The 24,891-nt window shown below is 50.5% G+C and carries 20 protein-coding genes and 2 tRNA genes; 9 read left to right on the top strand and 13 right to left on the bottom strand.

Features of this window, described 5'->3' with window-relative positions; genetic code table 11:
* Window positions 1-65: 65 nt before the first annotated feature.
* From BLU97_RS07800 to BLU97_RS07840, 9 genes are all read right to left on the bottom strand, one after another.
* Window positions 66-1,025: a PstS family phosphate ABC transporter substrate-binding protein gene (locus tag BLU97_RS07800; RefSeq protein ID WP_074761006.1), complete on the bottom strand. Its 960-nt coding sequence runs from the start codon at window positions 1,023-1,025 to the stop codon at window positions 66-68.
* A gap of 18 nt (window positions 1,026-1,043) precedes the next feature.
* Entirely contained in the window at window positions 1,044-1,877 is an 834-nt protein-coding gene (locus BLU97_RS07805) for an energy transducer TonB (protein ID WP_073047370.1), read from the bottom strand.
* A gap of 22 nt (window positions 1,878-1,899) precedes the next feature.
* A complete protein-coding gene (locus BLU97_RS07810; RefSeq protein ID WP_013064302.1) occupies window positions 1,900-2,565 on the bottom strand; it encodes an ExbD/TolR family protein in 666 nt (221 codons plus the stop codon).
* 7 nt (window positions 2,566-2,572) lie between these two features.
* The gene (locus tag BLU97_RS07815; RefSeq protein ID WP_073047368.1) at window positions 2,573-3,190 is read right to left on the bottom strand and encodes an ExbD/TolR family protein; all 618 of its coding nucleotides are present in this window, start codon (window positions 3,188-3,190) and stop codon (window positions 2,573-2,575) included.
* A 42-nt stretch (window positions 3,191-3,232) separates the two neighbouring features.
* Window positions 3,233-4,063, bottom strand: coding sequence for a MotA/TolQ/ExbB proton channel family protein (locus BLU97_RS07820; RefSeq protein WP_033149615.1), 831 nt, complete (start codon window positions 4,061-4,063; stop codon window positions 3,233-3,235).
* Window positions 4,064-4,180: 117 nt separating this feature from the next.
* Window positions 4,181-5,374 (bottom strand): pyridoxal phosphate-dependent aminotransferase, encoded by a 1,194-nt coding sequence (locus tag BLU97_RS07825; protein WP_013063435.1) that lies wholly within the window; start codon window positions 5,372-5,374, stop codon window positions 4,181-4,183.
* A gap of 102 nt (window positions 5,375-5,476) precedes the next feature.
* A complete protein-coding gene (locus BLU97_RS07830) occupies window positions 5,477-6,688 on the bottom strand; it encodes a bifunctional 3,4-dihydroxy-2-butanone-4-phosphate synthase/GTP cyclohydrolase II (protein ID WP_074761007.1) in 1,212 nt (403 codons plus the stop codon).
* 28 nt (window positions 6,689-6,716) lie between these two features.
* Window positions 6,717-8,705 (bottom strand): LptF/LptG family permease, encoded by a 1,989-nt coding sequence (locus BLU97_RS07835; RefSeq protein ID WP_074761008.1) that lies wholly within the window; start codon window positions 8,703-8,705, stop codon window positions 6,717-6,719.
* 87 nt (window positions 8,706-8,792) lie between these two features.
* Window positions 8,793-9,197 carry an START-like domain-containing protein gene (locus tag BLU97_RS07840; protein WP_074761464.1) on the bottom strand — a complete coding sequence of 135 codons (405 nt, stop codon included), beginning with the start codon at window positions 9,195-9,197 and terminating at the stop codon, window positions 8,793-8,795.
* Window positions 9,198-9,340: 143 nt separating this feature from the next.
* On the opposite strand from BLU97_RS07840, the gene BLU97_RS07845 reads away from it, so the two are divergent.
* From BLU97_RS07845 to BLU97_RS07860, 4 genes are all read left to right on the top strand, one after another.
* Window positions 9,341-9,414 (top strand) — tRNA-Met (locus tag BLU97_RS07845).
* A gap of 88 nt (window positions 9,415-9,502) precedes the next feature.
* Entirely contained in the window at window positions 9,503-11,044 is a 1,542-nt protein-coding gene (locus BLU97_RS07850) for a hypothetical protein (RefSeq protein ID WP_074761009.1), read from the top strand.
* A 23-nt stretch (window positions 11,045-11,067) separates the two neighbouring features.
* A complete protein-coding gene (locus BLU97_RS15650) occupies window positions 11,068-12,177 on the top strand; it encodes a 5-fold beta-flower protein (RefSeq protein WP_081352922.1) in 1,110 nt (369 codons plus the stop codon).
* Window positions 12,178-12,346: 169 nt separating this feature from the next.
* Window positions 12,347-12,877: a hypothetical protein gene (locus BLU97_RS07860; protein WP_139208933.1), complete on the top strand. Its 531-nt coding sequence runs from the start codon at window positions 12,347-12,349 to the stop codon at window positions 12,875-12,877.
* 67 nt (window positions 12,878-12,944) lie between these two features.
* On the opposite strand, the gene BLU97_RS07865 is transcribed toward BLU97_RS07860, so the two are convergent.
* Both BLU97_RS07865 and pelA read right to left on the bottom strand, forming a co-directional pair.
* A tRNA-Pro gene (locus tag BLU97_RS07865) sits at window positions 12,945-13,017 on the bottom strand.
* 85 nt (window positions 13,018-13,102) lie between these two features.
* Window positions 13,103-14,185: a pectate lyase gene (pelA, locus tag BLU97_RS07870; RefSeq protein WP_081352923.1), complete on the bottom strand. Its 1,083-nt coding sequence runs from the start codon at window positions 14,183-14,185 to the stop codon at window positions 13,103-13,105.
* A 167-nt stretch (window positions 14,186-14,352) separates the two neighbouring features.
* On the opposite strand from pelA, the gene BLU97_RS07875 reads away from it, so the two are divergent.
* From BLU97_RS07875 to tsaE, 5 genes are read left to right on the top strand one after another with little or no spacing between them, the layout of a single operon-like run.
* Window positions 14,353-15,603, top strand: coding sequence for a 3-phosphoshikimate 1-carboxyvinyltransferase (locus tag BLU97_RS07875; RefSeq protein WP_074761011.1), 1,251 nt, complete (start codon window positions 14,353-14,355; stop codon window positions 15,601-15,603).
* A 25-nt stretch (window positions 15,604-15,628) separates the two neighbouring features.
* A complete protein-coding gene (locus tag BLU97_RS15815; protein WP_139208935.1) occupies window positions 15,629-15,820 on the top strand; it encodes a hypothetical protein in 192 nt (63 codons plus the stop codon).
* A 6-nt stretch (window positions 15,821-15,826) separates the two neighbouring features.
* Window positions 15,827-18,682 (top strand): tetratricopeptide repeat protein, encoded by a 2,856-nt coding sequence (locus BLU97_RS07880; RefSeq protein WP_254771685.1) that lies wholly within the window; start codon window positions 15,827-15,829, stop codon window positions 18,680-18,682.
* 17 nt (window positions 18,683-18,699) lie between these two features.
* Complete coding sequence (locus BLU97_RS07885) at window positions 18,700-20,259, top strand: bifunctional response regulator/alkaline phosphatase family protein (protein WP_074761012.1); 1,560 nt, start codon at window positions 18,700-18,702, stop codon at window positions 20,257-20,259.
* 38 nt (window positions 20,260-20,297) lie between these two features.
* A complete protein-coding gene (tsaE, locus tag BLU97_RS07890) occupies window positions 20,298-20,711 on the top strand; it encodes a tRNA (adenosine(37)-N6)-threonylcarbamoyltransferase complex ATPase subunit type 1 TsaE (RefSeq protein WP_074761013.1) in 414 nt (137 codons plus the stop codon).
* A 29-nt stretch (window positions 20,712-20,740) separates the two neighbouring features.
* Here the strand turns inward: tsaE and trxA are convergent, their stop codons facing one another.
* Window positions 20,741-21,055: a thioredoxin gene (gene trxA, locus BLU97_RS07895; RefSeq protein WP_013065318.1), complete on the bottom strand. Its 315-nt coding sequence runs from the start codon at window positions 21,053-21,055 to the stop codon at window positions 20,741-20,743.
* A 64-nt stretch (window positions 21,056-21,119) separates the two neighbouring features.
* The gene (gene dnaE, locus BLU97_RS07900) at window positions 21,120-24,851 is read right to left on the bottom strand and encodes a DNA polymerase III subunit alpha (RefSeq protein WP_074761014.1); all 3,732 of its coding nucleotides are present in this window, start codon (window positions 24,849-24,851) and stop codon (window positions 21,120-21,122) included.
* Window positions 24,852-24,891 lie beyond the last annotated feature (40 nt).

Here is a 24,891-nt window from a genome sequence, read left to right on the forward strand (position 1 = left end):
TTTAAGTTCTACATTCTGTTTACTGTTCTCTCTTTTATGACGTTTTGATTAGAATTTGGTTTAAATTATTTGTTGTTTACAATTACATCTCTAACGTTCATATTGGCTGTGCGTGGCAGTAATCCGTAGCGCAGAATAATCTTTTGTCCCTTAGGTAGCTGCACAAAGTGGGTGAAGCTGCTTGGTACACCGTTGCGGGTATCGTTCAGCAGGGCGTAGATAGTGCGGCGCAGGGGATAGTTGCCATTATATAAATAGTACTGATAGGGCTTCCAGCTGTTATGCTTCGTTGCCGAGTCGAGCTTTGAAACGCCCATCACTGTTATATTCTTCTTAAAGGTAACATTGGTGGTGTCGCGCTTGTCGTTCAGCCAGTTCGAACCGATGATGCCCAGTGAGTTGGGGTGGTTCTCAACATAGTCGATAACGGCAGCACTTGTTTTGGCAGCTCCAATGTTGGGGGCCTTAAACTGTTTGCCACCAAGGATTGAGTCAACACACCAGCGAACGGTGCTCGAGAGTGGATTGTCGAATACCACGTCGATGACTCCCAGCTTGTTCTGTGGGTAAATTTCGTCCCACTTGGTAATCTCGCCCTTCAGGATACGTGCAAAATCCTTAATGGTAATGCACGAGTCGGGGTTTGAGTTGTTTACGATAATGGCCAGTCCGTCGTAAGCAACAGGGATGGCTCTTGGCAGGAACTTCTGGGCAATCAGGTCCTGACGCTCTTTCTTGGTAAAGTCGCGTGTGGTGAATGCCAGCCATGTTTCCTGTTTCATCAGCTTCTTAACTGCATCCTGCTCGTTGATGTAAACGGGTGTGATAGAGTCGAGGGTCTGATTAGTAAAATAATATAGTTCCTCATCGATGATGGGGAAGAAACTTTCGTCGGCCGTCAGTATGCTGGCAGCCTTCTGATATGCTTGTTCCTTTTCAGGATTAGGCTTGTTCCCACATCCAGGGAACAAGCCTAATATCAGTGTTAATCCAACTAAATGATATATTTTGTTGAATGCGTTCATTTCAAATTTTGTTGAGCATTACTGCAGGCGGAATGTTACAGGTACGGTGTACTTTACACGTACTGCGCTACCGTTCTGCTTACCAGGAATCCAGTGTGGCATTGACTTAACAACGCGCTGTGCCTCCTTGTCGAGTGAGGGGTCAACGCTCTTTACAACCTTAACGTCGGTGATAGAACCATCACGCTCTACAACGAAGGTTACAACTACACGACCCTGTACACCGTTCTCCTCGGCTACTACTGGATACTTGATATTCTTAGACAGATACTCGAACAGAGCTGAGCTACCACCAGGGAACTGAGGCATCTCCTCTACCACGTCGAATACCTTGGTCTCTTCAACCTTTGGTGGCTCGGGTTCTGCGATAGTTTCCTTAACCTTCAGTACCTCACCAGCTGCATCATCGTCACCCTTTACATCGAATGCACCGATTGCAGTGTTAGTTTCCTGAAGTTCTTCCTGTGACTTCATCTCCTGGTCTTCTTTAACCTCAGAGTCTTTCTTAATCTCAGGAACGGTGAAGGCTACTGAACTCTTTACCTTCTCTACCTCAATTTTCTCAATTTCGGGCTCATCTTTGCGCTCTACCTTAGCCTCCTTCTTCTCAGCCAGACTGGCGAGCTCTACGTCGGTTTCGATAGCAGCGTTACGAGCGGCCATGTAATTATCGAAAGACACCTTAGCGATGACGATGGCTGCGATGATAGCAAAACCAACGAACATAGTGATCAGTGCCTTCAGGTTACGTGTACCTGTGCTCTTGCGCAATTGATAAGCTCCGTATGCCTGGTTCTTACCTTCGAATACGAGGTCGACCCAGCTGTTGTCAATAAGATCTATTTTTGCCATAGTCTATTCTACATTTTAGGGGTTACTTGACGCCAGCCTTCTCGATGAGAGCCTTATCGTCGTCACTCATCTTGTCGACATTGTCAATCACATACTTATCAATATTGCTAATGAGCATCTCGTCGAGCGCAGCAACCATATTTTCATAGGTAGCTGAGTTGAGAGGACGGATGATGACGGTCATAGTAGGCACCTTCTCGCCTGAGGGCAGTTCACCCTTCTTCAGCTTCTTCAGAGCCTCCTGATACTGCTCGTCGGTCATCTTTGAGTTGTACTCATTCTTCTTAGCATCGAGCTCCTTCTTTGCCATCTTAATCTTGGCTACAGGGTTAACACCCTCTTCAGTAGTGTGCTCGTTAAGAACTTTCTCGATACCATCCTTACCATAGCTGGTTGGCTTTACGCATGAAGGATCGTCGTAGTTGGGCAGACCAGCTACATACCAAACCTTGTCGTTAGCACCCAGATAGAGTGTGATAGTGTGAGAAGCCTTTGTTACCTGCTTATCCTCTTCGTTCATCTGCTTGGTGTCGTCGTTTGACGGCATGGTAAGCTGCATAGCCTGCGGCTTAGCCAGTGTAGTACACAGCATGAAGAAGGTGATAAGAAGCATCATCATGTCTACCATTGGCGTGAAGTTCACGCGGGTATCCATCTTTTTCTGCTTTGATAGATTCTTTTTTGCCATAATACTACTAGTCGTTTAAACGTTTAACATCGAGATTCGTGATCAGCTGGAAACGGTTCTCGCTCATATCCTGGAGCTCTGACATCAACTTCTTAATTGAAGCATAAGGAGTCTTAGAATCGCACTTGATGGCGAGTTTGATGTCGGGGTTTGCCTCGCGGGCTGCTGTAACCCACTCCTGGAACTCGCTCTTACCACCGTTGATACTATCAAGCGGCAGACCGAGCTTCTGGATTGCCTCACCCATCTTTTCTGTATCGAGGTTCAGATAGTTACCAAGCTGAGCCATTGGAGCTCCAACCATAGCATCCTCGCGGAAGTGCTTAATCTGGTTGGCGTTCAGCTGGATACCAAACTTGTCTGTCATGGTCTCCAACATGGCCTGCATGTTGTTCTTGTTTTCGGTACCACAGTAGATGCGTCCCTCTGGAGTTACCAGAATGTTGAGCACATCCTGCTCTGGTATCTTAACCTCAGACACAGAATTAGGCGCTGTGACTTGAACTGGTTCTGGTGTCAAGAATGTTGAAGTCAACATAAAGAAACACAGAAGCAGCGTCATCACGTCTGACATTGGCGTCATGTCAATCCAGATGTCTTTTTTCTGTATCTTAATTTTTGCCATTCTCTAATTGCTTTAATGCGTTAATAAATGAATGGTAAAAAATTAAGCCTCGTTGTGGTTAGAATCGTATGTAGCGGCGATTGTGTAACCAATCTCATCGAGAGCGTATGTCAGCTTGTCGATCTTGTTTGAGAAGAAGTTGTAAACTACGGTAGCTACCCATGATGTCAAGATACCAGAAGCTGTGTTAACCAGAGCCTCAGAAATACCTGCAGACAGAGCCATAGAGTCAGCACCACCACCAGCAGACAGAGCCTGGAACGAACCGATCATACCAAGTACGGTACCGAACAGAGCGGTCAGAGTACCCAGAGATACGATGGTAGCAACCATTGGGAGGTTCATCTGCAGAGTAGGCATCTCGAGCTGAGTAGCCTCCTCGTGAGCCTGCTGGATCTTAGCAACCTTAGCAGCCTTCTTCAGAGTGTCGTTACCCTCAACGTCCTTATAAGCGGCGATAGAAGCCTTAACTACGTTAGCTACAGAACCCTGCATCTTGTCGCAAAGCTTGTCAGCCTCGTCGAACTTCTGAGCCTTGATGAGCTCCTTAACCTGTGCAGTGAACTTAGCGAGGTTGATCTTACCAGAAGCGGTCTTGATAGCGAAGAAACGCTCAATACCCAGGCAGATAACGGTGAAGAGAAGAGTCAGGATCAGACCTACTACGAAACCTCCCTTATAAACAGTACCCAGCAGGTTTGCAGGATGACCGCTGCGATCGCCACCAACGAAGTTGTCGGGGTTACCCATTACGAAGTACCATACACCATAACCAGCTAATGCACAAATTACCAGGATAATCCATGCTGCCTTAATACCACCAAAGCCCGAATTCTTTTTGGCTGGGGCTGCAGCCTTTGTTGTTGTTGCCATAAAATAATTAATTTTTTAGTTATTATAAATAAATAAAGATTTGTTTCACCTCGCAAAAGTAGCAAAATAAAGCGGAATACAAGCCTAATTAATACATTTTAACTATGAATTTCCGAATTATTTTAGTTTTGCTACCACTTCTTTAATGCGCTTCATTGCTTCTACGATGTTTTCATCGCTCAAAGCATAGCTCATTCTGAAGCATTCAGGGTCGCCAAACGCATCACCACCAACGGTTGCTACGTGACCTTTTTCCAACAAATACATAGCAAAATCGGTAGAGTTGTTGATGGTTGTTTCGCCATCGCTCTTGCCGAAGAAACTGCTGCACTTTGGGAACAGATAGAAGGCTCCCTCGGGCACGTTTACCTCCAGGCCGGGGATGTCCTTAGCCAGCTTCACAATGAGGTTACGACGGCGCTCAAATGCCTGTCGCATATCCTCTACACACTGCTGGTCGGCTACGTAAGCAAACTCAGCGGCCTTCTGGCTTACTGAGCATGGACCGCTGGTATACTGGCCCTGCAGCTTGTTACAGCCCTTTACAATCCATTCTGGGGCAGCAATGTAGCCAATACGCCATCCTGTCATGGCATACGCCTTTGATACACCGTTTACGATGATGGCGCGCTCCTTCATGCCAGGGAACTGGGCGATACTCTCGTGCTTGCCGATATAGTTGATGTGCTCGTAGATCTCATCTGCCAGCACAAACAGGTCGTCGTGCTTCAGAATGACATCTGCCAGCGCCTTCAGTTCAGCCTTGCTGTACACGCTGCCTGTAGGGTTGCTGGGCGAGCAGAGGATAATCATGCGTGTTTTGGGAGTGATGGCTGCCTCGAGCTGCTCGGGAGTCATCTTGAAGTTCTGGTCGAAACCGGCCTCTACGAACTTTGGTGTACCACCAGCCAGCAGTACCATCTGGGGATAGCTTACCCAGTATGGGGTGGGGATGATCACCTCTTCGCCGTCGTTAACCAGAGCCATTACAGCGTTGCACACACTTTGCTTGGCACCGTTGCTTACCAGAATCTCGTTTACAGTATAGTCGAGCTGGTTCTCGTTCTTGAGCTTAGCTACGATAGCCTTGCGCAGATCGGGATAACCTGGTACTGGTGAGTAACGTGAAAAGTTGTCGTCTATTGCCTTCTTAGCAGCTTCCTTAATAGCGTCGGGGGTATTGAAGTCGGGTTCTCCAACACTCATGTTAATAACATCGATACCTTGCGCCTTCATTTCGGAGCTTTTCTGAGACATTGCCAGCGTGGCCGATGGGGCTAAACGCTGCAGACGATTAGATAATTGTGCCATATGATTAAAAATTTTGTGCAAAATTACGCATTTTATTTTTGAATACGAAATAAATGTGCCACTTTTTCACTTTCCTTGGGTGAATTTGCGACAAATTGAGAGTTATTTCAGGTGGAGCGTATGTCCCATACGGTTCTTCTTGGTCTCCAGATAACGCAGATTATACTGGTTGGGAGTAACCTCGATGGGTACGTTCTCGATAATCTCAAGGCCGTAAGCCTCCAGACCCACGCGTTTTACGGGGTTGTTGGTAAGCAGGCGCATCTTGTGCACACCGATGTGGCGCAGCATCTGGGCGCCACAACCGTAGTCGCGCTCGTCGGGCTTAAAGCCTAAGTGCACGTTGGCATCTACGGTGTCAAAGCCCTCTTCCTGAAGCTTGTAGGCGGCAATCTTGTTCATCAAACCGATACCTCGGCCTTCCTGCTGCATGTAGATAACCACACCCTTGCCCTCTTTCTCGATGGCCTGCATGGCCTTGTGCAGCTGCTCGCCACAGTCGCAGCGCTTGCTGCCCAGGATGTCGCCAGTCATGCACGATGAGTGTACGCGTACCAGGATAGGCTCGTCCTCCTTCCATTCGCCTTTAATCAGCGCCATGTGCTCCAGTCCGTTGCTCTTCTGACGGAAGGGTATCAGGCGGAAGTGACCGTAATCGGTTGGCATGTCCACCTCTTCGCCCACCTCAATCAGCGATTCCTTCTTCAGTCGGTAGGCAATCATATCTTTAATGCTGATAATCTTCAGATTCCACTCCTTGGCAAAGGCCATGAGCTCGGGCATACGGGCCATGGTGCCATCCTCGTTCATGATCTCCATCAGTGCGCCTGCTGGGTAGAGTCCTGCCATACGACAAAGGTCGATAGCGGCTTCGGTATGTCCGCTACGACGCAGCACACCGTTATCCTGGGCGTAAAGAGGATTTACATGTCCTGGGCGTCCAAATGTCTCGGCTTTTGATGTTGGGTCGGCCAGTGCCTTGATGGTTTCGGCACGGTCGTGGGCACTTACACCTGTGGTGCACCCCTCCAGCTTGTCGACTGTAACGGTAAAGGGGGTACCCAGAACCGAGGTGTTGTCCTGTACCTGATGTGGCAGATCGAGCTCCTTGCATCGCTCAATGGTGATGGGAGCGCAGAGCACACCACGTGCATGTTTCAACATGAAGTTCACTTTCTCTGCTGTAATCTTCTCGGCAGCGATAATCAGGTCGCCCTCGTTCTCGCGGTCTTCATCATCCACTACAATTACGAACTCGCCCTGCTCAAAGTCCTTTACGGCCTCTTCTATGCTGTTCAACTTCATCTCTTCCATTTTCTTACACCTTATTTATATATAGTAGTTAATCCTTATGTTCTTTTTTCTCAAAATCGCGCACCAGTTCGGCTACAAATGGCATGTTCTCCAAATCTTCCATGGTTTTTGGGGCAGGCGCCGCATATACGGCCACGCGCTCAAGTACCCACTGGTTGGTTTCGAGAATGCGGTTCAGATCTTTACGCAAACGCAGTCGGAAACGGCACATGCGACAGTAGAAGAATATGCCTAATGGCAGAATCAAACCCGAAATAATGTTGAGCCACTTGCGGTGGAACGGACGGGTGTGGGCATGGGTGGCCACTACGGGATAGTGGTTCAGGTAGCCCAATATCTGTGCGTCCTTGGTGTTGGCCAAGTCGTCGATAACATCTTCAAGTTGGTTCACAATCTTCTGAATGGTCTGGTCGTCGCCCGGACGGAAGAATACGTGGATGGGGTTAGGCAGATGCAGCAGCTTGTGTTCCTCGCTATACTGCTTGATCTGCTCGTTAATCTGTAGCAGGTGGTACGAGTCGAGCGCGTAGATAGGATCCTCGATAATCACCTCCTTGCGATAGATGTGGCGATGGGTGCGCAATCCCAGAATGCGCATCAGCACCTGCTTGTACATGTCGATGTTGAATACCACCGAATCGTTGTTCGCCTTGTAGGTAAAGAAGCAGGCGATAGGTGCCAGTACCACGGTTGATATCGTCATACCGTACCACACGGTCCACTGGTCGTCGCGTGCCATCTTCTGTCCGGTGCTATCCAAAATGTAGTACACAATGAATACCAATACCGATATGATGACAGGTACGCCCAATCCACCCTTGCGGATGATGGCGCCCAACGGAGCTCCGATAAAGAAGAAGATGATACAGGTGAGCGCTAGCGTGAACTTGAGGATGGCCTGAATCTGGTGCGTGCGGAAGTAGCGATGCAGACTGTTGGCATAAGCGCCTTTCATCTCCAGGTCGGTGGCACACGACTGGGCACTGTTGATAGCTGTCTGCAGAACCGATTTCTTTTTGCCATCGCTCAGCTTCGTGAACATCGAGTCGATCGAGGTGTTGTTCTCAGCTACCAGTTTTGAAATCTTGACAGAGTCGCTGGCCGATACCTCGTAGGTTCTGAAGTAGAACCGCTTGGCATCTTCGTAGTACGATCGGCCCACGCTGTCGTTAAACTCCTGAAGCGAGTCCTTATCGTGCATAATCTTTCCTAAGCTTTTGGCACGGGCGTCGCCGGCAATGTCGTTAATGTCGGCCATACTGAAGTTGTTGTCAAAGTCGAGTACGATACGCTTGGTAACAAAAGTCTCGCGGCGGTAGGGTACATCAGCTGTACCTGCCAGGTCCTGCGAACGCATGTTCTCGTTCCACACACCGTTATACAGCGTAAGCAACAGGTGTTTCTTCTCGGCTGTGCTCTGCATCATCCCCGAGTCGGCCAGAATGATGGCCTGATCCTCGTAGCTGCCCGTCATGCGGTAAATCATAATACCATACAGCATACCTGTGTTCAGGTCTTTCTTCTGTACGTAGATGTTCGAGCCAGGGATGCCGTCGTAGAATACGCCCTCGGGGATTTCGAGCTCAGGACTCTTCTGCTTCATACCCAACAGCAGGCGGTAGAAGTCCTGATTGGCTCGTGGACCTACCACGTTCTGGAAGTAGAACGAAATGCCTGCCATCAGCACTGATATGATGATGAGCGACCGGAATGCCTGCATGAGCGATATGCCTGCAGCCTTGATGGCTGTAAGCTCCGAGCTCTCGCCTAAGTTACCAAAGGCAATGAGCGACGACAACAGTATGGCCAGAGGGAATGCTTGAGGCATCAGCATTAAGCCCATGTACCAGAAGAACTGGGCCATCACCTCAAGCGAAAGACCTTTACCAATCAGCTCATCGACGTAGCGCCATAGGAACTGCATCATCAGCACAAATTGGCAGATGAAGAACGTTCCTACGAACAGTAAGCCGAATTGCTTGGCTATAAATATATCTAGCTTCTTGATTCGAAACATTTGCTATTTTGCAATTTTGGCTGCAAAATTACAAATAAAAATTAAGAATCACACCTTATTTATAATATTTTTATCTTTTTCACCTTTTCACAGTCCGCTGGCACGGTGCAGGCGATCGAGGCAGCTCTCCCACAGAATTTTCAGTCCATCGATATCGTCATCGTCGGCAAAATCTGTAATCACCAGGTTCAGGTTGTGGGTCAGGTCGCTCTTCTGTATGCTCATTTCCCAGTATGATTCGTCGTCATCCTCGTCCTCGTAGTCCCATTTTAAACGGATGTGGTCGTGCTTGATGGCGTCAACTACGTGTGCCTGTCGCACATCCTGTTCTGTCCATGGCTCTCCCCAGGTAAAGGTAAAAACTCCATCCTCTTCGTTCACGTGGTCGGCAAACCAGCGCTCCAAACCATGAGCGCTACTAATCTGTTCCCAGATGATTGCTGGCGAAGTTGTGGCCAGTGGATATTCGATGTCTATTTTCTGCTTTCCCATATATTTTTGGGTTAGAATTACTGATTTTAGCATTGTTTTATGCGGCAAAATTACAAATTTTCTGCGAAATACAAAACTTTTTGCCGAAAAATTTTGGTGGTTCCAAAAAAATGTGTACCTTTGCACCCGCAAATCAGCAATATGGCGGGATAGCTCAGCTGGTTAGAGCGCATGATTCATAATCATGAGGTCCCCAGTTCAATCCTGGGTCCCGCTACAACGAAGGCAGTTAGATTTCAAGTCTAATTGCCTTTTTTCTTTGTTTTTTCTTTGCTGGTACCGAAAAAAAACGTATATTTGCGCCCATGAAACAGATTATATCTACCATAGCGTTCTTGATGCTTGCTTTGCAGGCCGCGGCGCAGGATGTGGTCAGGTTGCTCCAGCCTGCGTATGCCGATAGCGGTGCCGTGTATCGCCAGAGTGTGTATGTGCCGCAGAAGTGGGATAAGTGCCGGGTGGTGCTTTTCCTCGAACGCCCCTTGGGTGCTACCGCCGTTAAGGTTAACGGGGTAGCGGCAGGCGGCGATACCTTGGTAAATTACCCTCATCAGTTAGATATTACCAATCAGATTGTAGCCGGGCAGCGCAACACCATCGAGGTGAGCGTGGCTGGGCACGATGCCCATGGTGTAATGGGAAACATCGAACTGCGCTCGCAACCACGAAGGTTATATATTAATAAGGTACGTACACATCCGCGTCCCTTTATGGGTACGGTGGGTATCGAGCTCGCCTTAAGCGGTCAGTCGCCTGATTTCGGTTTCTATAATGTGCAGACGATGATTCAGCGTGAGGGCGTTGATACAGCTAAGATTTTTGTAGATGAGCGCGAGGTGCGTGGAAGCTACATGCTGTACGATGCGCTGGTGATGGACGATAATCGCCTGTGGGACGAGTTCCATCCTAATATTTTCCGTCTGGCTCTTGGTGTTGGCCCTGATTATCAGGAGTGCACCTTTGGTATGCGCGAGGCAGGTGTGGTAGATGGCAAACTGTACCTGAACCGCCATCCTGTTTATCTGCGTGGCTGTGTGATGGATGATTATTTCCCCCTCTGGGACCGCATGCCGATGGACGAGGCTACGTGGATGCATATTATGCAGCGCTTGAGCGACTACGGACTGAACCACGTACGTTTTCGCGGTTACTGCCCGCCCGATGCTGCTTTTAAGGCGGCCGATAAGGTGGGTATGTATCTGCAACCTGAGGCAGCCAGTGTGGCTGATATGAATCGCCTGACGGATACTTACGGCCATCACCCGTCGTTGGTGCTGGTAACACTGGGGCAGGATACGTATGTGTATAACGATCGTGTGCTTACCCCTGTTACGCTTAATCAGTGCGTCATTGCAGGTCCTGATATGCTGGCTTACAAACAAGGTATTGAACGTGTGTTGCTTAGTGGCGATAGTGTGCACTACCTGCTGACGGGCATCTGTGATCGCCAGAATGATTTCAGTGGTGTGCTGCATGGCCGTTGGGACGATACCGACAAGGCACCCTTGCGCCAGTTCAACCAGTTCTGTCGTGCCATTGTGCCTTTGGCCAAACTCCCGCAATCGGTAGCTGCAACCGATACGCTGCGTGTGCCCGTTTATGTGTATAACGCCATGTATGGCAATCTGCAGGGTGTGCGTACCAGCTATTATCTGGCCGACGAGTCGGGTAAGGTGCTGGCTGGCGGATTGGTGGCTAATGGCGATGTGCCGCTCGACACCATCCAGCAGGTGGGCGAGGTGGTGTTACCCCTCGATTCTATCCAGGCGCAGGGTAAGGTAAGCCTGATGGTTACCGTGGGTAGCAGCGCCGTTCGAAATCAATGGAACATTATTCTAAATCTATAACCCATTACTATTATTATTTACTTATGAACCGTAAAACTTCATTCATTGCACTGGCCTTAGTGGCCATGTTTGCATGCAGCACCCCAGCTCAGGCACAATGGGGCGGACTGCTTAACAAAGCGCGCAAAGCCGCAGGTATTAAAACTAAGCAGGAGAAAGCCGTAGAGGCCGAACAGCAGCGTAAGGACTCTGTAGCAAAGGCTGCAGCAGCCATTACTACCACCATTCCGCAGGCAGCCGAGAGCGGCCAGCCTATCACTATCAAATGGGGTAATACGCCCATCGGCACATGGGACCCCGTTAAACTCGAGATTACTTTTAATCAGACTTACGATGAGGGCGAGTTTGCCGGTCAGAAGGTTAAGTATATCCTCGACCCCGCCACAGGTAAGTTTACCAGTCTGAACGGTACTCCCAAGGGCTCTATCAGCAACGATGGCACCATCGAGAGTCCTAACCTGGGTACGATTAAGCTTGATGCCAAGACTAACGAGGTGTCGATGGATGGCGAGGTGATAGGTAGCGTTACCAAGCTGCGCGCCTCGTGCTATGGCACCGATTTCGGACAGCTCGAAGGGCATGTAAGTCCGCTGCTGGTAGCCTATATCTTCCATGGTGCGCTGATATCAAAGAATCAGGTTCAGGGCTGGAAGGAGGCCGAGGTTAAGCGTGCCGAAGAGGCTAAGGCCCGTGCCGCCAAGGAGAAGGAGGAACGCGCCGCCCGCCTGGAGGCTGCCAAGAAAGAGTGGGCCGAGCTGAACGTTACCATCGAGGATGGCTCATTCCGTACCATCGGCCGCATTAAGAGCAATGGCACTATCGAGGACGGTTCATTCCGTACTATCGGTCGTGTTCGTCAGGATGGTACTGTTGAGGATGGCTCGTACCGCACCATTGGTCATATCAGAAGCAATGGTACCATCGAGGATGGTTCGTTCCGTACTATTGGCCGCTTTGATGGTCGTCTGTTCGAGGATGGTAGCTTCCGTACCGTAGGACGTATGAGCGGTAGTACCGTCGAGGATGATTCGTTCCGTACCATCGGTCGCATCAAGGGTACCTCAAACAAAACCCTCCTTGCCGCCTGCTTCTATTTCTTCTACTTTAAAGCCCAGGCTGAGTCTAAGAAATGATGATGTGCTGAAATAACCGATCAAATTTTTGATTGATTGGGCATGGGTGCAAAATTGCACCCATGTTTGTTTTTGGACGTATTTTTGAGTTCGCATAAGTTTTTTTGCGAAATATTTGGTGGATTCGGGGGAATGCCTTATATTTGCAAGCGCTTAATGAAACTGAATTTTGCAAAGGATGACAAAAGAAATCTACGAAAAGAAACATCTGTTCGTCGCTGTGATCGATGCGGTGTTGTTTACAGTGATACCGGTGTTTGCGCTGGGGGTGTTGATTCTGTTACCTACGGCCAGGAATACTGCCTTTGAGGCGGAGTGGATGCACGTGGCGCTTGTTGTTACGTTAGCGGTGTTGTGCGTGTTTCTGCTGGTGATGGGACCTTTCACCCTATGGGAGCGATACAAACGCTACATGGATTTATGTGTAGGTGGGCAGCCTGCGGTGATTATTGGCGACGATGAGTTGCAGTTTTATTCGCCAAAAGGCGAGTATAAGTGCTATCGCTGGGACGAAATCGAGCGCTTTAAGCTTACTCACGGCAAAAATTATAGTACAATCCAACCTATATTAAAGGAAAGTTGGCGCAATCCTACGTGGTATGCCATGTTTTTTGCTGTTTATACCCATACCATCCGCACCGACTATCTGGAAATGCCAGAAGTTGACCTGCTGGCTGAGCTTAATGCTCACTTGCGTTAGTAGCGATATCTGACGGAAGCACAAAACAAAAAAGCGAGGGAATCTCTCGATTCTCTCGCTCTTTGTGTCGGGATTACTGGACTCGAACCAGCGACCTCGCGCCCCCCAGACGTGTGCGCTACCAACTGCGCTAAATCCCGATCCGTTTTCGACTTGCACCCAGCCGTTATCGCCGAATGCGGGTGCAAAGGTACGCAGTTTTTTTGAACTGACCAAATTTTCGGCCTATTTTTTACTCTTTTCCCACTTATTTTTCCATTTTTCGTACTTTTCATACAGCGTTGCTGGGCGATCGTTGTACCAGCTGTAGCCATTGCGGCGCTCTGGGCCGATGTCCGAAAGGTGCTTGCGGGGCATGCCATCGCGGTCGCATACAAACGGCTGGCAGTTCAGCAAGTCGTAGAATCGTGCCCATAGTGGACCGGCTTTGGGGTCGGGTACCAGTCGGGTGTCGGCTCCTGGTTCCCCCTTCTTACCAATCTTCACAAGTCGGTAGCCTGTAATCTTATTCTTCTCAAACCAAGCCATAGCGCTGTTGATCGAGCGGCGTACTCGCTCGTCGGGGTGGGGCAGGCTCATCAGGAATCGTACGATGGCGGCACTCTCCATCGAGCAGTATGATGGCAGCTCGTAGGCGCGGGCATAAGTAGGGTAGAGTGTCTTGCGGTCGTGCTGCTGGCACCATACGGTCAGCGTGTCGTCAACCTTTATCTGCGTGTTCAGAATGCATTCAATACCTTTCTTAAACGACTTTTCGATCTGTGCGTTCAGCTTCTCGTCGCTTAATCCGGCATACTGCTCTTTACCATTCAGTATGTCGCGCATCATGGTCAGAATATTCACAATAGCATCGTCGTTGTAGGTTATCTGCACCTGATAGTCGCGCTGGGTTGGCCAGAACTGTGGCCATCCGCCGTTTTCATACTGTCCATCCAGAATGTAGTTTACACCCTTCTTGAAAGCCTCGCGATAGTGCTCATCCTTGGTCTGCTGATACAATCGCGCCAGGAAGTTCATCTGCATGGTGGTAGCACCGTTGTCGATTGTCGAGTCGTCGGTCACCTTCTTATCCTTGATGATCACCTCGCGCTGCTGGTTGGAGAGTGGTGTCACCATGTCGACGTTCTTGGGCCAGCCGCCCGTGTTGCGCTGCCAAATCAGTAGCTGGTCGCCGATACGGCGAGCTTCTTCGGTTTTGAAAAACTCGGGATTCTTTTCTTTCAGTACCTTGTCGTTCTGTGCGCTGACTGTAACGAAAGGCATAAAGCCAACGATGGCTGCCAGTAGAGTAGTTTTAATGTAGTTCATACTATTTAAAATTGTTTGTTCGTGGGTGCAAAAGTACAAAAAGATTACGAAACCGCGCAAGGATTAACACACATTAAGAGGATAATAGTAATAAAATGTGTAAAAATGAGCGCTTAGTGCCCGAAAATGCGTATCTTTGCATGCAATTAGAACGACATATACAAGAAATGAAGCAATATAAACTTACGGCACCTGAACGTTTGGCTCAGACCATCCAGTTGCCAGCATCAAAAAGCATATCCAACCGTGCGCTCATTATCTATGCCCTTAGCGGAGGTCGTAATCTGCCTCAGAACCTGAGTGATTGCGACGATACCGAGGTGATTATCGAGGCGCTGCGATACATGCCCGACGAAATTAATATCAAAGCCGCCGGTACCGCCATGCGATTTATGACGGCCTACCTGAGCGTGATGCGCGGAACCCACGTGATTACAGGTACCGAGCGCATGCAGCACCGTCCCATAGCTATCCTGGTTGACGCCCTGCGCAAGTTGGGTGCACAGATTGAGTACGTAGGGCAGGAGGGATTCCCACCCCTTAAGATCACAGGTTATAAGCTGGCTGGTGGCGAACTTTCTATCCCTGGCAACGTGAGCTCGCAGTACATTTCGGCGCTGCTGATGATTGGGCCGATGCTGGAAGATGGACTTACGCTGCAGCTTACAGGCGATATCATCTCGCGCCCTTACATCGACCTTACGCTGTGGATGATGGGCGAATTTGGTGCTGAAGCCAAGTGGAGTTCGACCGATACCATCACCGTGGCCCACAAGCCTTACAAGAGTCGCGATTACTTTATCGAGAGCGACTGGAGTGGTGCCAGCTACTGGTATGAGATGGTGGCACTGAGCAAGGATCGCGATGCCGAAGTAAAGCTGACAGGACTGATGGACGGTTCGATGCAGGGCGATTCTACCACCCGCTACATCTTCAGCTTGCTGGGTGTAAAGACCACTTTTGAAACCCAGAAGAAAGGCGTACCGCAGATGGTGACACTGAAGAAGAACGGTCGTTGCGTGGGCAAGTTGGAGTACGACTTTGTGAATGCCCCCGACTTGGCGCAGACCTTTGTGGTTACCTGTGCCGCACTCGATATTCCTTTCCACTTCAAGGGCCTCTCAACCCTGAAAATTAAGGAGACCGACCGTATTGCAGCCCTGAAGAAAGAGATGATGAAGTTGGGCTACGTGATTCACGATACCAACGCCAGTGAGCTGTACTGGGATGGTGAGCGCTGCGAACCCGACCTGCAGGCTGGTATCGACACTTACGAAGACCATCGCATGGCATTGGCTTTTGCACCCTATGCTTTGCGCCAAGACGGACTGATTATCAATAATCCACAGGTAGTTACCAAGTCGTACCCTAAGTTCTGGGACGACCTGAAACTGGTAGGATTCAACATTGAGGAATAAACTAACACAAAATTATTTATAGACGATGACGTTTGCATTAGTATGTATAGGCATGTTGTTGGTGCTGGGCCTGATAGCCTTGGTAGCCAACTGGTTTGATAAGAGCGATGATGTGATTGAGCAAGGTCACGACTGCTCAACCTGCACAGCTGCCGACGAGGGCTCGTGCAAGATACACTGCCTTTTAGAAGAAAAGAAGAAGCAAGAAATTAGTTAATTATAGGTGATACGATGGAGGCGATATATGGGCTTGGTGTTGGTTGTCGCATTGGTGGCAACCATGGGCTTTGCGCAAAACAAAAACACCGCCAAGAGCCGCTTCTGGCACGCCTTCAACGCCCGCTATAACACTTATTATAACGGTCACATGGCCTTTCTGGATGGTAATTTAGAGAAAGAGAAGGGCCACAAGGATAACTTTACCGAGCTGTTGCCGCTTTACCCCGTTGGCAACAAACAGAGTCGCGACATAGGCAAATCGCATTACGAGCGAACGGTTGAGAAGATGGAGAAAGCCATCCAGCGCCACACCATTAAGGTGAAGGGGCGCGAGCAGAACCCATTCCTGTGGAAAGCATGGCTGATGCTTGGTAAGGCTCAGTTCCAGATGGGACAGTTTGAAGAGGCGGCCGCTACCTTCTCGTACATGGCACGCCTGTACCTGGGCAATCCTGCTCGCAACGGACTGGCCCGTGCGTGGCTGGCCAAAAGCTACACTATGTTGGGCTGGCGTTACGATGCCGAGGACGTGATTCGTAACATGAGTCGCGACTCGATGGATTTCCGTGCCGTTAAGGATTGGGATTACACCTACGCCAACTACTACATCAGCGTGGCCGATTACCCCAAGGCCGTGCCCTATCTGCGCAAGGCCATTAAGCACGAACGTCGCAAAACCCAGCGTGCCCGCGAGTGGTACCTGATGGGACAGATACAGAACCTGATGGGCAATCAGGAGGAGGCTTACAAAGCCTTTGCCCGAGTGATACGCTGCAGTCCGCCTTACGAGTTGCAGTTTAATGCCCGCATAGCCCAGACCGAAGTGCTGGCTAAGAACAACGGCAAGCAGATGATAGGTAAGCTGAAGCGCATGGCCGCCAACGATAACAATGCCGAGTATCTCGACCAGGTGTACTATGCCATCGGCAACATCTATCTGGCACAAGGCGATACTCTGCAGGCCATCAGCGCTTACGAGAAGGGTAACCTGAAGTCTACCCGCAATGGCGTCGAGAAGGGTGTGCTGCTGCTTACCCTTGGCAATCTGTATTGGGAAAAGGAAAAATTTGCCGATGCCCAGCGCTGTTATGGCGAGGCTATCGGACTGCTTGATAAGGACCGCAAGGATTACGATGAACTCTCGCGCCGATCAAAGGTGCTCGACGAACTGGTGCCCTATACCGAGGCTGTGCATCTGCAGGATTCGCTTTTGCTGCTGGCCAGGATGGGCGATAAAGAGCGCCTGCAAGCCATCGACCGCGTGATAGTCGAACTGAAGAAAAAGGAAAAGGAGGCACGCGATTCGGAGCTGGAAAATAATGCAAATACACAGCAGACATTTAACCAATCAAATTTTGGATCGGTTAACCAACGCGCTGTGCCTCAGTCAGCTGGCACCCAGCAGGCAGGTGGTGCATGGTATTTCTATAACCCCACAGCTGTGAGTCAGGGTAAAACCACCTTCCAGCGCGAATGGGGCCGTCGAGAGAATATCGACAACTGGCGCCGAAGCAATCAAACCGTGGTGCGCCAGCCATCGGGAGATGAGGCTGCTAACGATAGTGTGATGGTTGCCCTAGGCGATGAAACCGCCAGAACTGTGGGCGATAGCATTGATGCCCCCGTTGATAGCACTGCCCTCGATCCGCACAATCGTGCCTACTATCTGGCGCAAATCCCATTCACCGATGAGCAGCAGGCCGCCTGTCATGATATCATCAAGGATGGGTTGTTCCATGCCGGTATCATCCTGAAGGATAAGATGGAGCGCCTGAACATCAGCGAGCGATACCTGCGTAGGCTGACTATCGATTACCCCGACTACGAGCATAATCCTGAGGCGTGGTACCACCTATGGCTGCTGTACTCGCGCCAAGGTCGCACAGCCGAGGCTGCTGAGTGCTTAGCCCGCCTAAAGGCCGACTACCCCGACAACGAATACACCTTGCTGATAGCCGACCCGTACTATGCCGAGAATGCCCGCTTTGGCGAACAGATAGAGGATTCGCTCTATGCCGCCACCTACGATGCCTTTAAGCACGATGAGTTTCTGGTGGTAAAGCATAACACTCAGTTATCTGCCACCCGCTTTGCCCAAGGCGCCCACCGCGATAAATTTGTGTTTATCAGTGGTTTGAGCCTACTGAACGAAGGCGACGGCGATGGCTGTCTGGAGCAGTTGCAGCAGGTGGTAGAGAAATACCCCGACAGCGAGGTGAGTCCACTGGCAGGTATGATTATAAAAGGTGTGCAGGATGGTCGCAAGCTGCGTGGTGGTAAGTTTGATATCGGCGACGTGTGGACCCAGCGCGACATTGTGCTGAAGCGCGATTCTTCTATCACCGATACCCTGAGCACCGAACGTACTTCGCACTACCTGTTTATGCTGGTGTATCAGCCCGATTCGGTAAACCAGAATCAGTTGCTGTTCGAGTTGGCACGCTATAACTTTACCAACTTCCTGGTGCGCAACTTTGAGATACAGATAGATCAGGACGGCGAGCTGAACCGTATGATAGTAAGCGGATTCCTGAGTTACGACGAGGCCCTGCAGTATGCCCGTATGCTGTACGAAAACGAACCCCTGCGACGCTACACATCGCGCTCCATGCGCCTGATTGTTAGCGAGCAGAATCTGCCCCTGCTGGGCACCCAGTACACCTACGACGAGTATCAGCAGTTCTACGAGCGCGAGCTGGCGCCCATGCAGGTTAGCAAGGATAATCTGCTGATAAACCCCGAGGCAGTAGATGCGCCCGATATCGAAGACGAGCTGCCAGCCAAGCCCGCCGAGCAGCCCGCACCTGCCACGCAGAAAAAGCAGCAGAAGGTGCTGGATTTTGATGATGATTTTTGGTAAACAATAGATAGCTATATATGACAAACGGATTACTACTTTGGGTAGACGACGAGATTGAGCAACTCAAGGGCCACATCATGTTCCTCGAGAAGAAAGGCTATGAAATCGTGACCGTTAGCAACGGTACCGATGCCCTCGATCTGTGCCGTCAGCGCAACTTCGACCTGGTGCTGCTGGATGAGCAGATGCCTGGTATCAGTGGACTTGAAACCCTGCGCCAACTCAAGGAGATTAATCCCTCAATCACCGTGGTGATGGTTACCAAGAGCGAGGAGGAAAATATTATGGAGCAGGCCATCGGACAGAAGATTGCTGATTACCTGATAAAGCCCGTAAATCCCAATCAGATATTGTTGACGCTCAAGAAGAATATCCACCGCCGTGCCATCGAAACCGAAATCACACAATCGCAGTATCAGCAGAACTTTCAGCAGATTGCCATGCAGATTATGGACTGCAAAACGTGGAAAGATTGGGTGCAGGTGTACAAGCGCCTGGTACACTGGGAACTGGAGCTGAGTGCCACCGAAAGCAGCATGACCGAGATGCTGCAGATGCAGAAGGAGGAGGCCAACAACGGCTTTGCCAAGTATATCAAGAAGGTGTATCTGGAGTGGATTGCAGGTGGAGGAGAGAAGCCCGTGCTTTCGCCCGAGATATTTAAAACCAAGGTGTTCCCCATGCTCAATGCGGGTCAAAAGGTGTTCCTGGTGGTGCTCGATAACTTCCGCTACGACCAGTGGCGCGTGCTGTCGGGCGAACTGAGTGCCTACTATGATATCGACGAGGACATGTATTACAGCATTTTGCCCACCGCCACACAGTATGCGCGCAACGCCATCTTCAGTGGGTTGATGCCCAATAAGATACAGGAGATGTTCCCCGACCTCTGGGTGGATGAAGACGAGGAGGAGGGTAAGAACCTGAACGAGGAACCGCTGATTCGCACCCAGCTGGAGCGCTATCGTCGCAAAGAGACTTTTTCTTATCACAAGATAAACACCCAGGCCGATGCCGACAAGCTGATGCAGCAGATGCAACAGATAGAGAAGCATCCGCTGAATGTGGTGGTGTTTAACTTTATCGACATGCTGAGCCACGCCCGTACCGAATCGAAGATGGTGCGCGAGCTGGCCAACAACGAGAGCGCCTACCGCTCGATAACCCTGTCGTGGTTCCGTCATTCGGTCATCAGCGACTTCTTCCGCCAGTTGGCGCAGATGGATTGCAAGGTGATTGTGACTACCGATCACGGCAGTATACGTTGCACCAAGCCCGTAAAGATTGTGGGCGACCGCAACACCAATACCAACCTGCGCTACAAGCTGGGCAAGAACCTGGGCTACGACGAAGATAAGAGTCTGTTTGTGATTAAGGATCCCCGCAAAGCCATGTTGCCGCAGCCCAACCTATCGACCAGCTACGTGTTTGCCACGGGCGACTCGTTCTTTGCCTATCCCAACAACTATAATTACTATGTATCGTACTATCGCGACACGTTCCAGCACGGAGGTATCTCGATGGAGGAGATGATTGTGCCGCTGATTACGCTTAAGGGTAAAAAGGTAAGAAGGTAGAATGTAAAAATGTAAAAATGAAAAAATGTAAAAATATTATGGAGATTAAGATTAACAGTTTAGAGCAGATCGGGGATGCCGCCCGAGAGTTTATCGCCCAGATGGGCGACCGTCGTGTGTTTGCCTTCTATGGCAAGATGGGTGCCGGAAAAACCACGTTTATCAAGGCCATTTGCGAGGCTTTGGGTGTAGATGATGTGATTACATCGCCCACCTTTGCTATCATCAACGAGTACACTTCGGGTGAGGGCGAGAGCATCTATCACTTTGATTTCTACCGTATTAAGAAGCTGGAGGAGGTTTACGACATGGGCTACGAGGACTATTTCTACAGCGGCTGCCTGTGTCTGATAGAGTGGCCCGAGCTGATTGAGGAGGTGCTGCCCGAGGATGCCGTTAAGGTTACGATTGAAGAAAAAACCGACGGCAACCGTGTGGTTACCGTCGGCTAATTAAGTGACATGTTTGGTGCAGGTCGGAGTTACAGCAGAGCTTCGAACTTCTCTTCGAACTTACCCTTCGACTGGGCACCAATCAGTTTATCTACAACCTCACCATTCTTGAAGAACAGAATGGTAGGAATGTTTCGGATTCCAAACTCGGCGGCGAGGTCTTCGTTGTCCTCAACGTCGCACTTGCCAACCACGATCTTACCGTCGTACTTAGCAGCCAACTCTTCGATAATGGGAGCCACCATACGGCAGGGACCACACCAAGTAGCCCAGAAATCAACTACCAAAGGCAGGTTACCGGCCTTCAACTCTGCAAAGTTTTCTTTTGTGATTGTTACTTCCATCTTAATCTTGTTTAATTATGTGAATACTATGTGAACTATCTCGTTACCAGCAAATGGCGTGCCATTAATTAATACTGTATGCCAAACCGTCGTGAGTGTTAATGTAATCGATGAGCTTATTCTTCACGTCGATACCCTCGCGTTTGCTACGCAGTAGCACGTGGTGCTTACCACTCGAGTCGCGCAGCTGGAAGAACAGTTTTGTCTTACCTGGGTTCTCGTTTATCAGCTCCGTCAGGTCGTTCACCAGCTCGTCGTTCACCTGGTCGGTCATCAGCGAGATGGTAATGCGATCGATGGCGCGCTCCTTAATGGTCTGCAGGAACTCTACACCGCCTATTTTCAGGTCTTTCGGGCCATTATCGTTGTACATAAATCGGCTCTTAACCTTACCTGTTACATACACCGATGCACCGATTGAGAACATACCTGCGCGCTGGCCCCATTCCTCGCCCATCATGAAGATCTCGCCCGTACCGTCGAAGTCCTCGATGGTAACCACGCCGTAGGGTTTGCCCGTTTTGGTAAAGCCTGTTTTCTGGGCTGTCACAATGCCGCCCAGTATCACATCCTCGCGGTCTGCCAATTTGGCGATGTCTGCCAATTCTGTACATTTGGTGTTGCACAGGTTGTCGAGAATAATCTTATATTCGTCGAGCGGATGGGCCGACAGATAGATACCTACCAGCTCGCGCTCCTTGTTCAGTCGTTCGATGTCGCTCCAGCGAATATCGTTCTTGGGTGGCTGAGGCTGTGCTATCTCCACGCCTTCGCCAAACATGCCGAACAGCGAGTTCTTCATTTCGGCCTGCTCCTGCTGGTACAGCTGTCCGTAGCGGCACAGCATCTCAATGAATGTTTCGCCCTTGGGGTTCTTGGCAAAGTAATCCTCGCGGCGGATGCCGAAGCTGTCGAAACCACCGCTCAGAGCCAGTGATTCGAAGGCCTTACGGTTAACAGCCGAGAAGTTTACGCGCTGGGCAAAGTCGTAGATGTCCTTGTACGGACCGTTCTTCTCGCGCTCGTCGATAATCGATAGGGCTGCCGAATCGCCCATGCCCTTGATGGCACCCAGACCGAAACGGATTTCGCCATGGTGGTTCACACCAAACTTCTCGTACGACTCGTTCACATCCGGGCCCAGCGTGGCTATACCCATCTGCTTGCACTCGTCCATCAGCTTAGTGATTTCGGTAATCTGGTCGCGGCGGCGGCTCATGATGGCAGCCATGTATTCGGCAGGGTAGTTGGCCTTGAGATAAGCCGTTTGGTAGGCCACCCACGAGTAGCAGGCAGCGTGCGATTTGTTGAACGCATACGAGGCGAACTTCTCCCAGTCGGCCCAGATTTTCTCCAGCACCTTCGGGTCGTGGCCGTTCTTCTTTCCGCCCTCGATAAACTTAGGCTTCATGGCGTCAACAATATCCTTTTTCTTCTTACCCATGGCCTTACGCAGCGCATCGCTCTCGCCTCGGGTAAAGTCGGCCAGCTGACGTGAAAGCAGCATCACCTGCTCCTGATACACCGTAATACCGTAGGTGTCCTTCAGGTACTTCTCCATGCAGTCGATATCGTACGTGATTGGCTCGCGGCCGTTCTTACGGGCGATGAACGATGGGATATAGTCCATAGGTCCCGGGCGATACAGGGCGTTCATGGCAATCAGGTCTTCGAACACCGTTGGGTGCAGCTCGCGCAGGTATTTCTGCATACCTGCCGACTCGAACTGGAACGTACCGATGGTGCGACCTTGCTGATACAGTTCGTATGTCTTGGGGTCGTCGATGGGGATAGTGTCGAGATCCACTTCGATGCCTCGTGTTCGCTTGATGTTGGCGCAAGCCTCTTTCAACTCCGACAGGGTTTTCAGACCCAGGAAGTCCATCTTAATCAGACCGGTGGATTCAATCACGTGTCCGTCGTACTGCGTACAGTTGGTCTTGGTGCCCTTGAAGTCGGGGTCATCAGCCGTTGATACGGGTACGTGGTCAGATATCGGGTCGCGACAGATGATAAATCCGCAGGCGTGGATACCCGTACCACGCACGGTGCCCTCAAGCATCTTGGCATACTTCATGGTGTTGGCAATATGCGGGTCGGTAGATGCTTCGGCCTCCTGCAGTTCGGGCACGGCCCTGATGGCGTTGGTCAGGTTCATCTTGGGCGTCTTGCCATCCACTTCGGGCAGTCGGTCGGGGATGGCCTTACACAGCGCGTTCGATACGGCCAGCGGCACATTCTCTACACGGGCAACGTCTTTGATCGAGTTCTTGGTAGCCATCGATGCGTAGGTGATAATGTGCGCACAGTTCTCGTGGCCGTACTTATCCATTACCCACTTCAACACCTTGCCTCGTCCGTCATCGTCGAAGTCGGTATCGATATCAGGCAGCGAGATACGGTCGGGGTTCAGGAAACGCTCAAACAGCAGGTCGTACTTCAGCGGGTCGATCTTGGTGATACCTAAGCAGTAGGCCACCACACTACCGGCAGCCGATCCACGACCGGGACCTACCATCACGCCCAGCTCGTCGCGGGCCGAGTTAATAAAGTCCTGCACAATCAGGAAGTAGCCAGGGAAACCCATGGTCTTCATAATGTGCAGCTCGAATTTTACGCGCTCCTCAACATCCTTTGGTATGGGGGCGCCGTAGCGTTTCTCGGCTCCTTCGTAGGCCAGTTTGGCCAGGTAGTCGGCCTCGAACTTAATACGGTATATCTTGTCGTAGCCGCCCAGCTTTTTTATCTTCTTCTCGGCAGCCTCAGGGTCGAGCGGGTTCTGTCCGTTCTCGTCGGTGGTGAACTCCTCGAACAGCTGCTGCTCGGTAAACTTCTGTCGCCACTCCTCCTCGGTACCGAAGCTCTCGGGGATAGGGAAGAAGGGCATGATAGGGTCGGCATCCAGGCTGTAGGTCTCCACCTTGTTTAATATCTCAACGGTGTTGGCCAGCGCCTCGGGCACATCGCTGAAGATGTCGTTCATCTCCTGCTGGGTCTTGAACCACTCCTGCTTCGAGTACAGCATACGTGTGGGGTCGTCCAGGTCCTTACCCGTGGCCAGGCACAGAAGGTGGTCGTGGGCCTCGGCATTCTCCTTGTCCACAAAGTGGCTATCGTTGGTACACACCAGCTTTACACCATATTCCTTAGCCAGTTCAATCAGCACCTTGTTGGCCTGCTGCTGCAGGGGAAAGGTTTCGCGGTTGGCGCGAATCGTTGGGTCGGTCACCTCGTGGCGCTGCAGCTCCAGATAGTAGTCGTCGCCCCACAGGTTCTTGTGCCATTCGATGGCCTTACGGGCACCTTCGATGTCGCCTTTCAGGATTTTGGCAGGCACCTCGCCGGCGATACAGGCCGAGCACACAATCAGATCTTCGTGATACTTCTCCAGCTGCTTGTGATCGGTACGCGGACGGTTGTAGAAACCATCCACCCACGAGTTACTTACCAGCTTAATCAGGTTCTTGTAGCCGTGCTCGTTCTTGGCCAGCACTATCAGGTGGTATCCACCCAGGTCTTCCTTGCCTTCTTTCAGCATCATGTCGCCTCGGCGTGCCACATACATCTCACAACCAAAAATGGGCTTAAAAGGTTCAAGTCCGTCTTTTTTGCGCTGTTTGTTCACACCGTTGCATATGTCGTGAAATTCCTTAATGCCGAACATGTCGCCGTGGTCGGTAATGGCCATACCCTTCATGCCATCGCCGATCGCTTTGTCTACAAGCTTTTTGATGCTCGACTGTCCGTCGAGTATCGAGTAATATGTATGTACGTGCAGATGTACGAAATCTTCCATCGTTTTCTCTTGAAATGCTTATTTTTGTGGTCCAAAGTTA

The organism is Xylanibacter ruminicola (genome assembly GCF_900107775.1).
In the GTDB taxonomy this organism is placed as follows: domain Bacteria; phylum Bacteroidota; class Bacteroidia; order Bacteroidales; family Bacteroidaceae; genus Prevotella; species Prevotella ruminicola_C.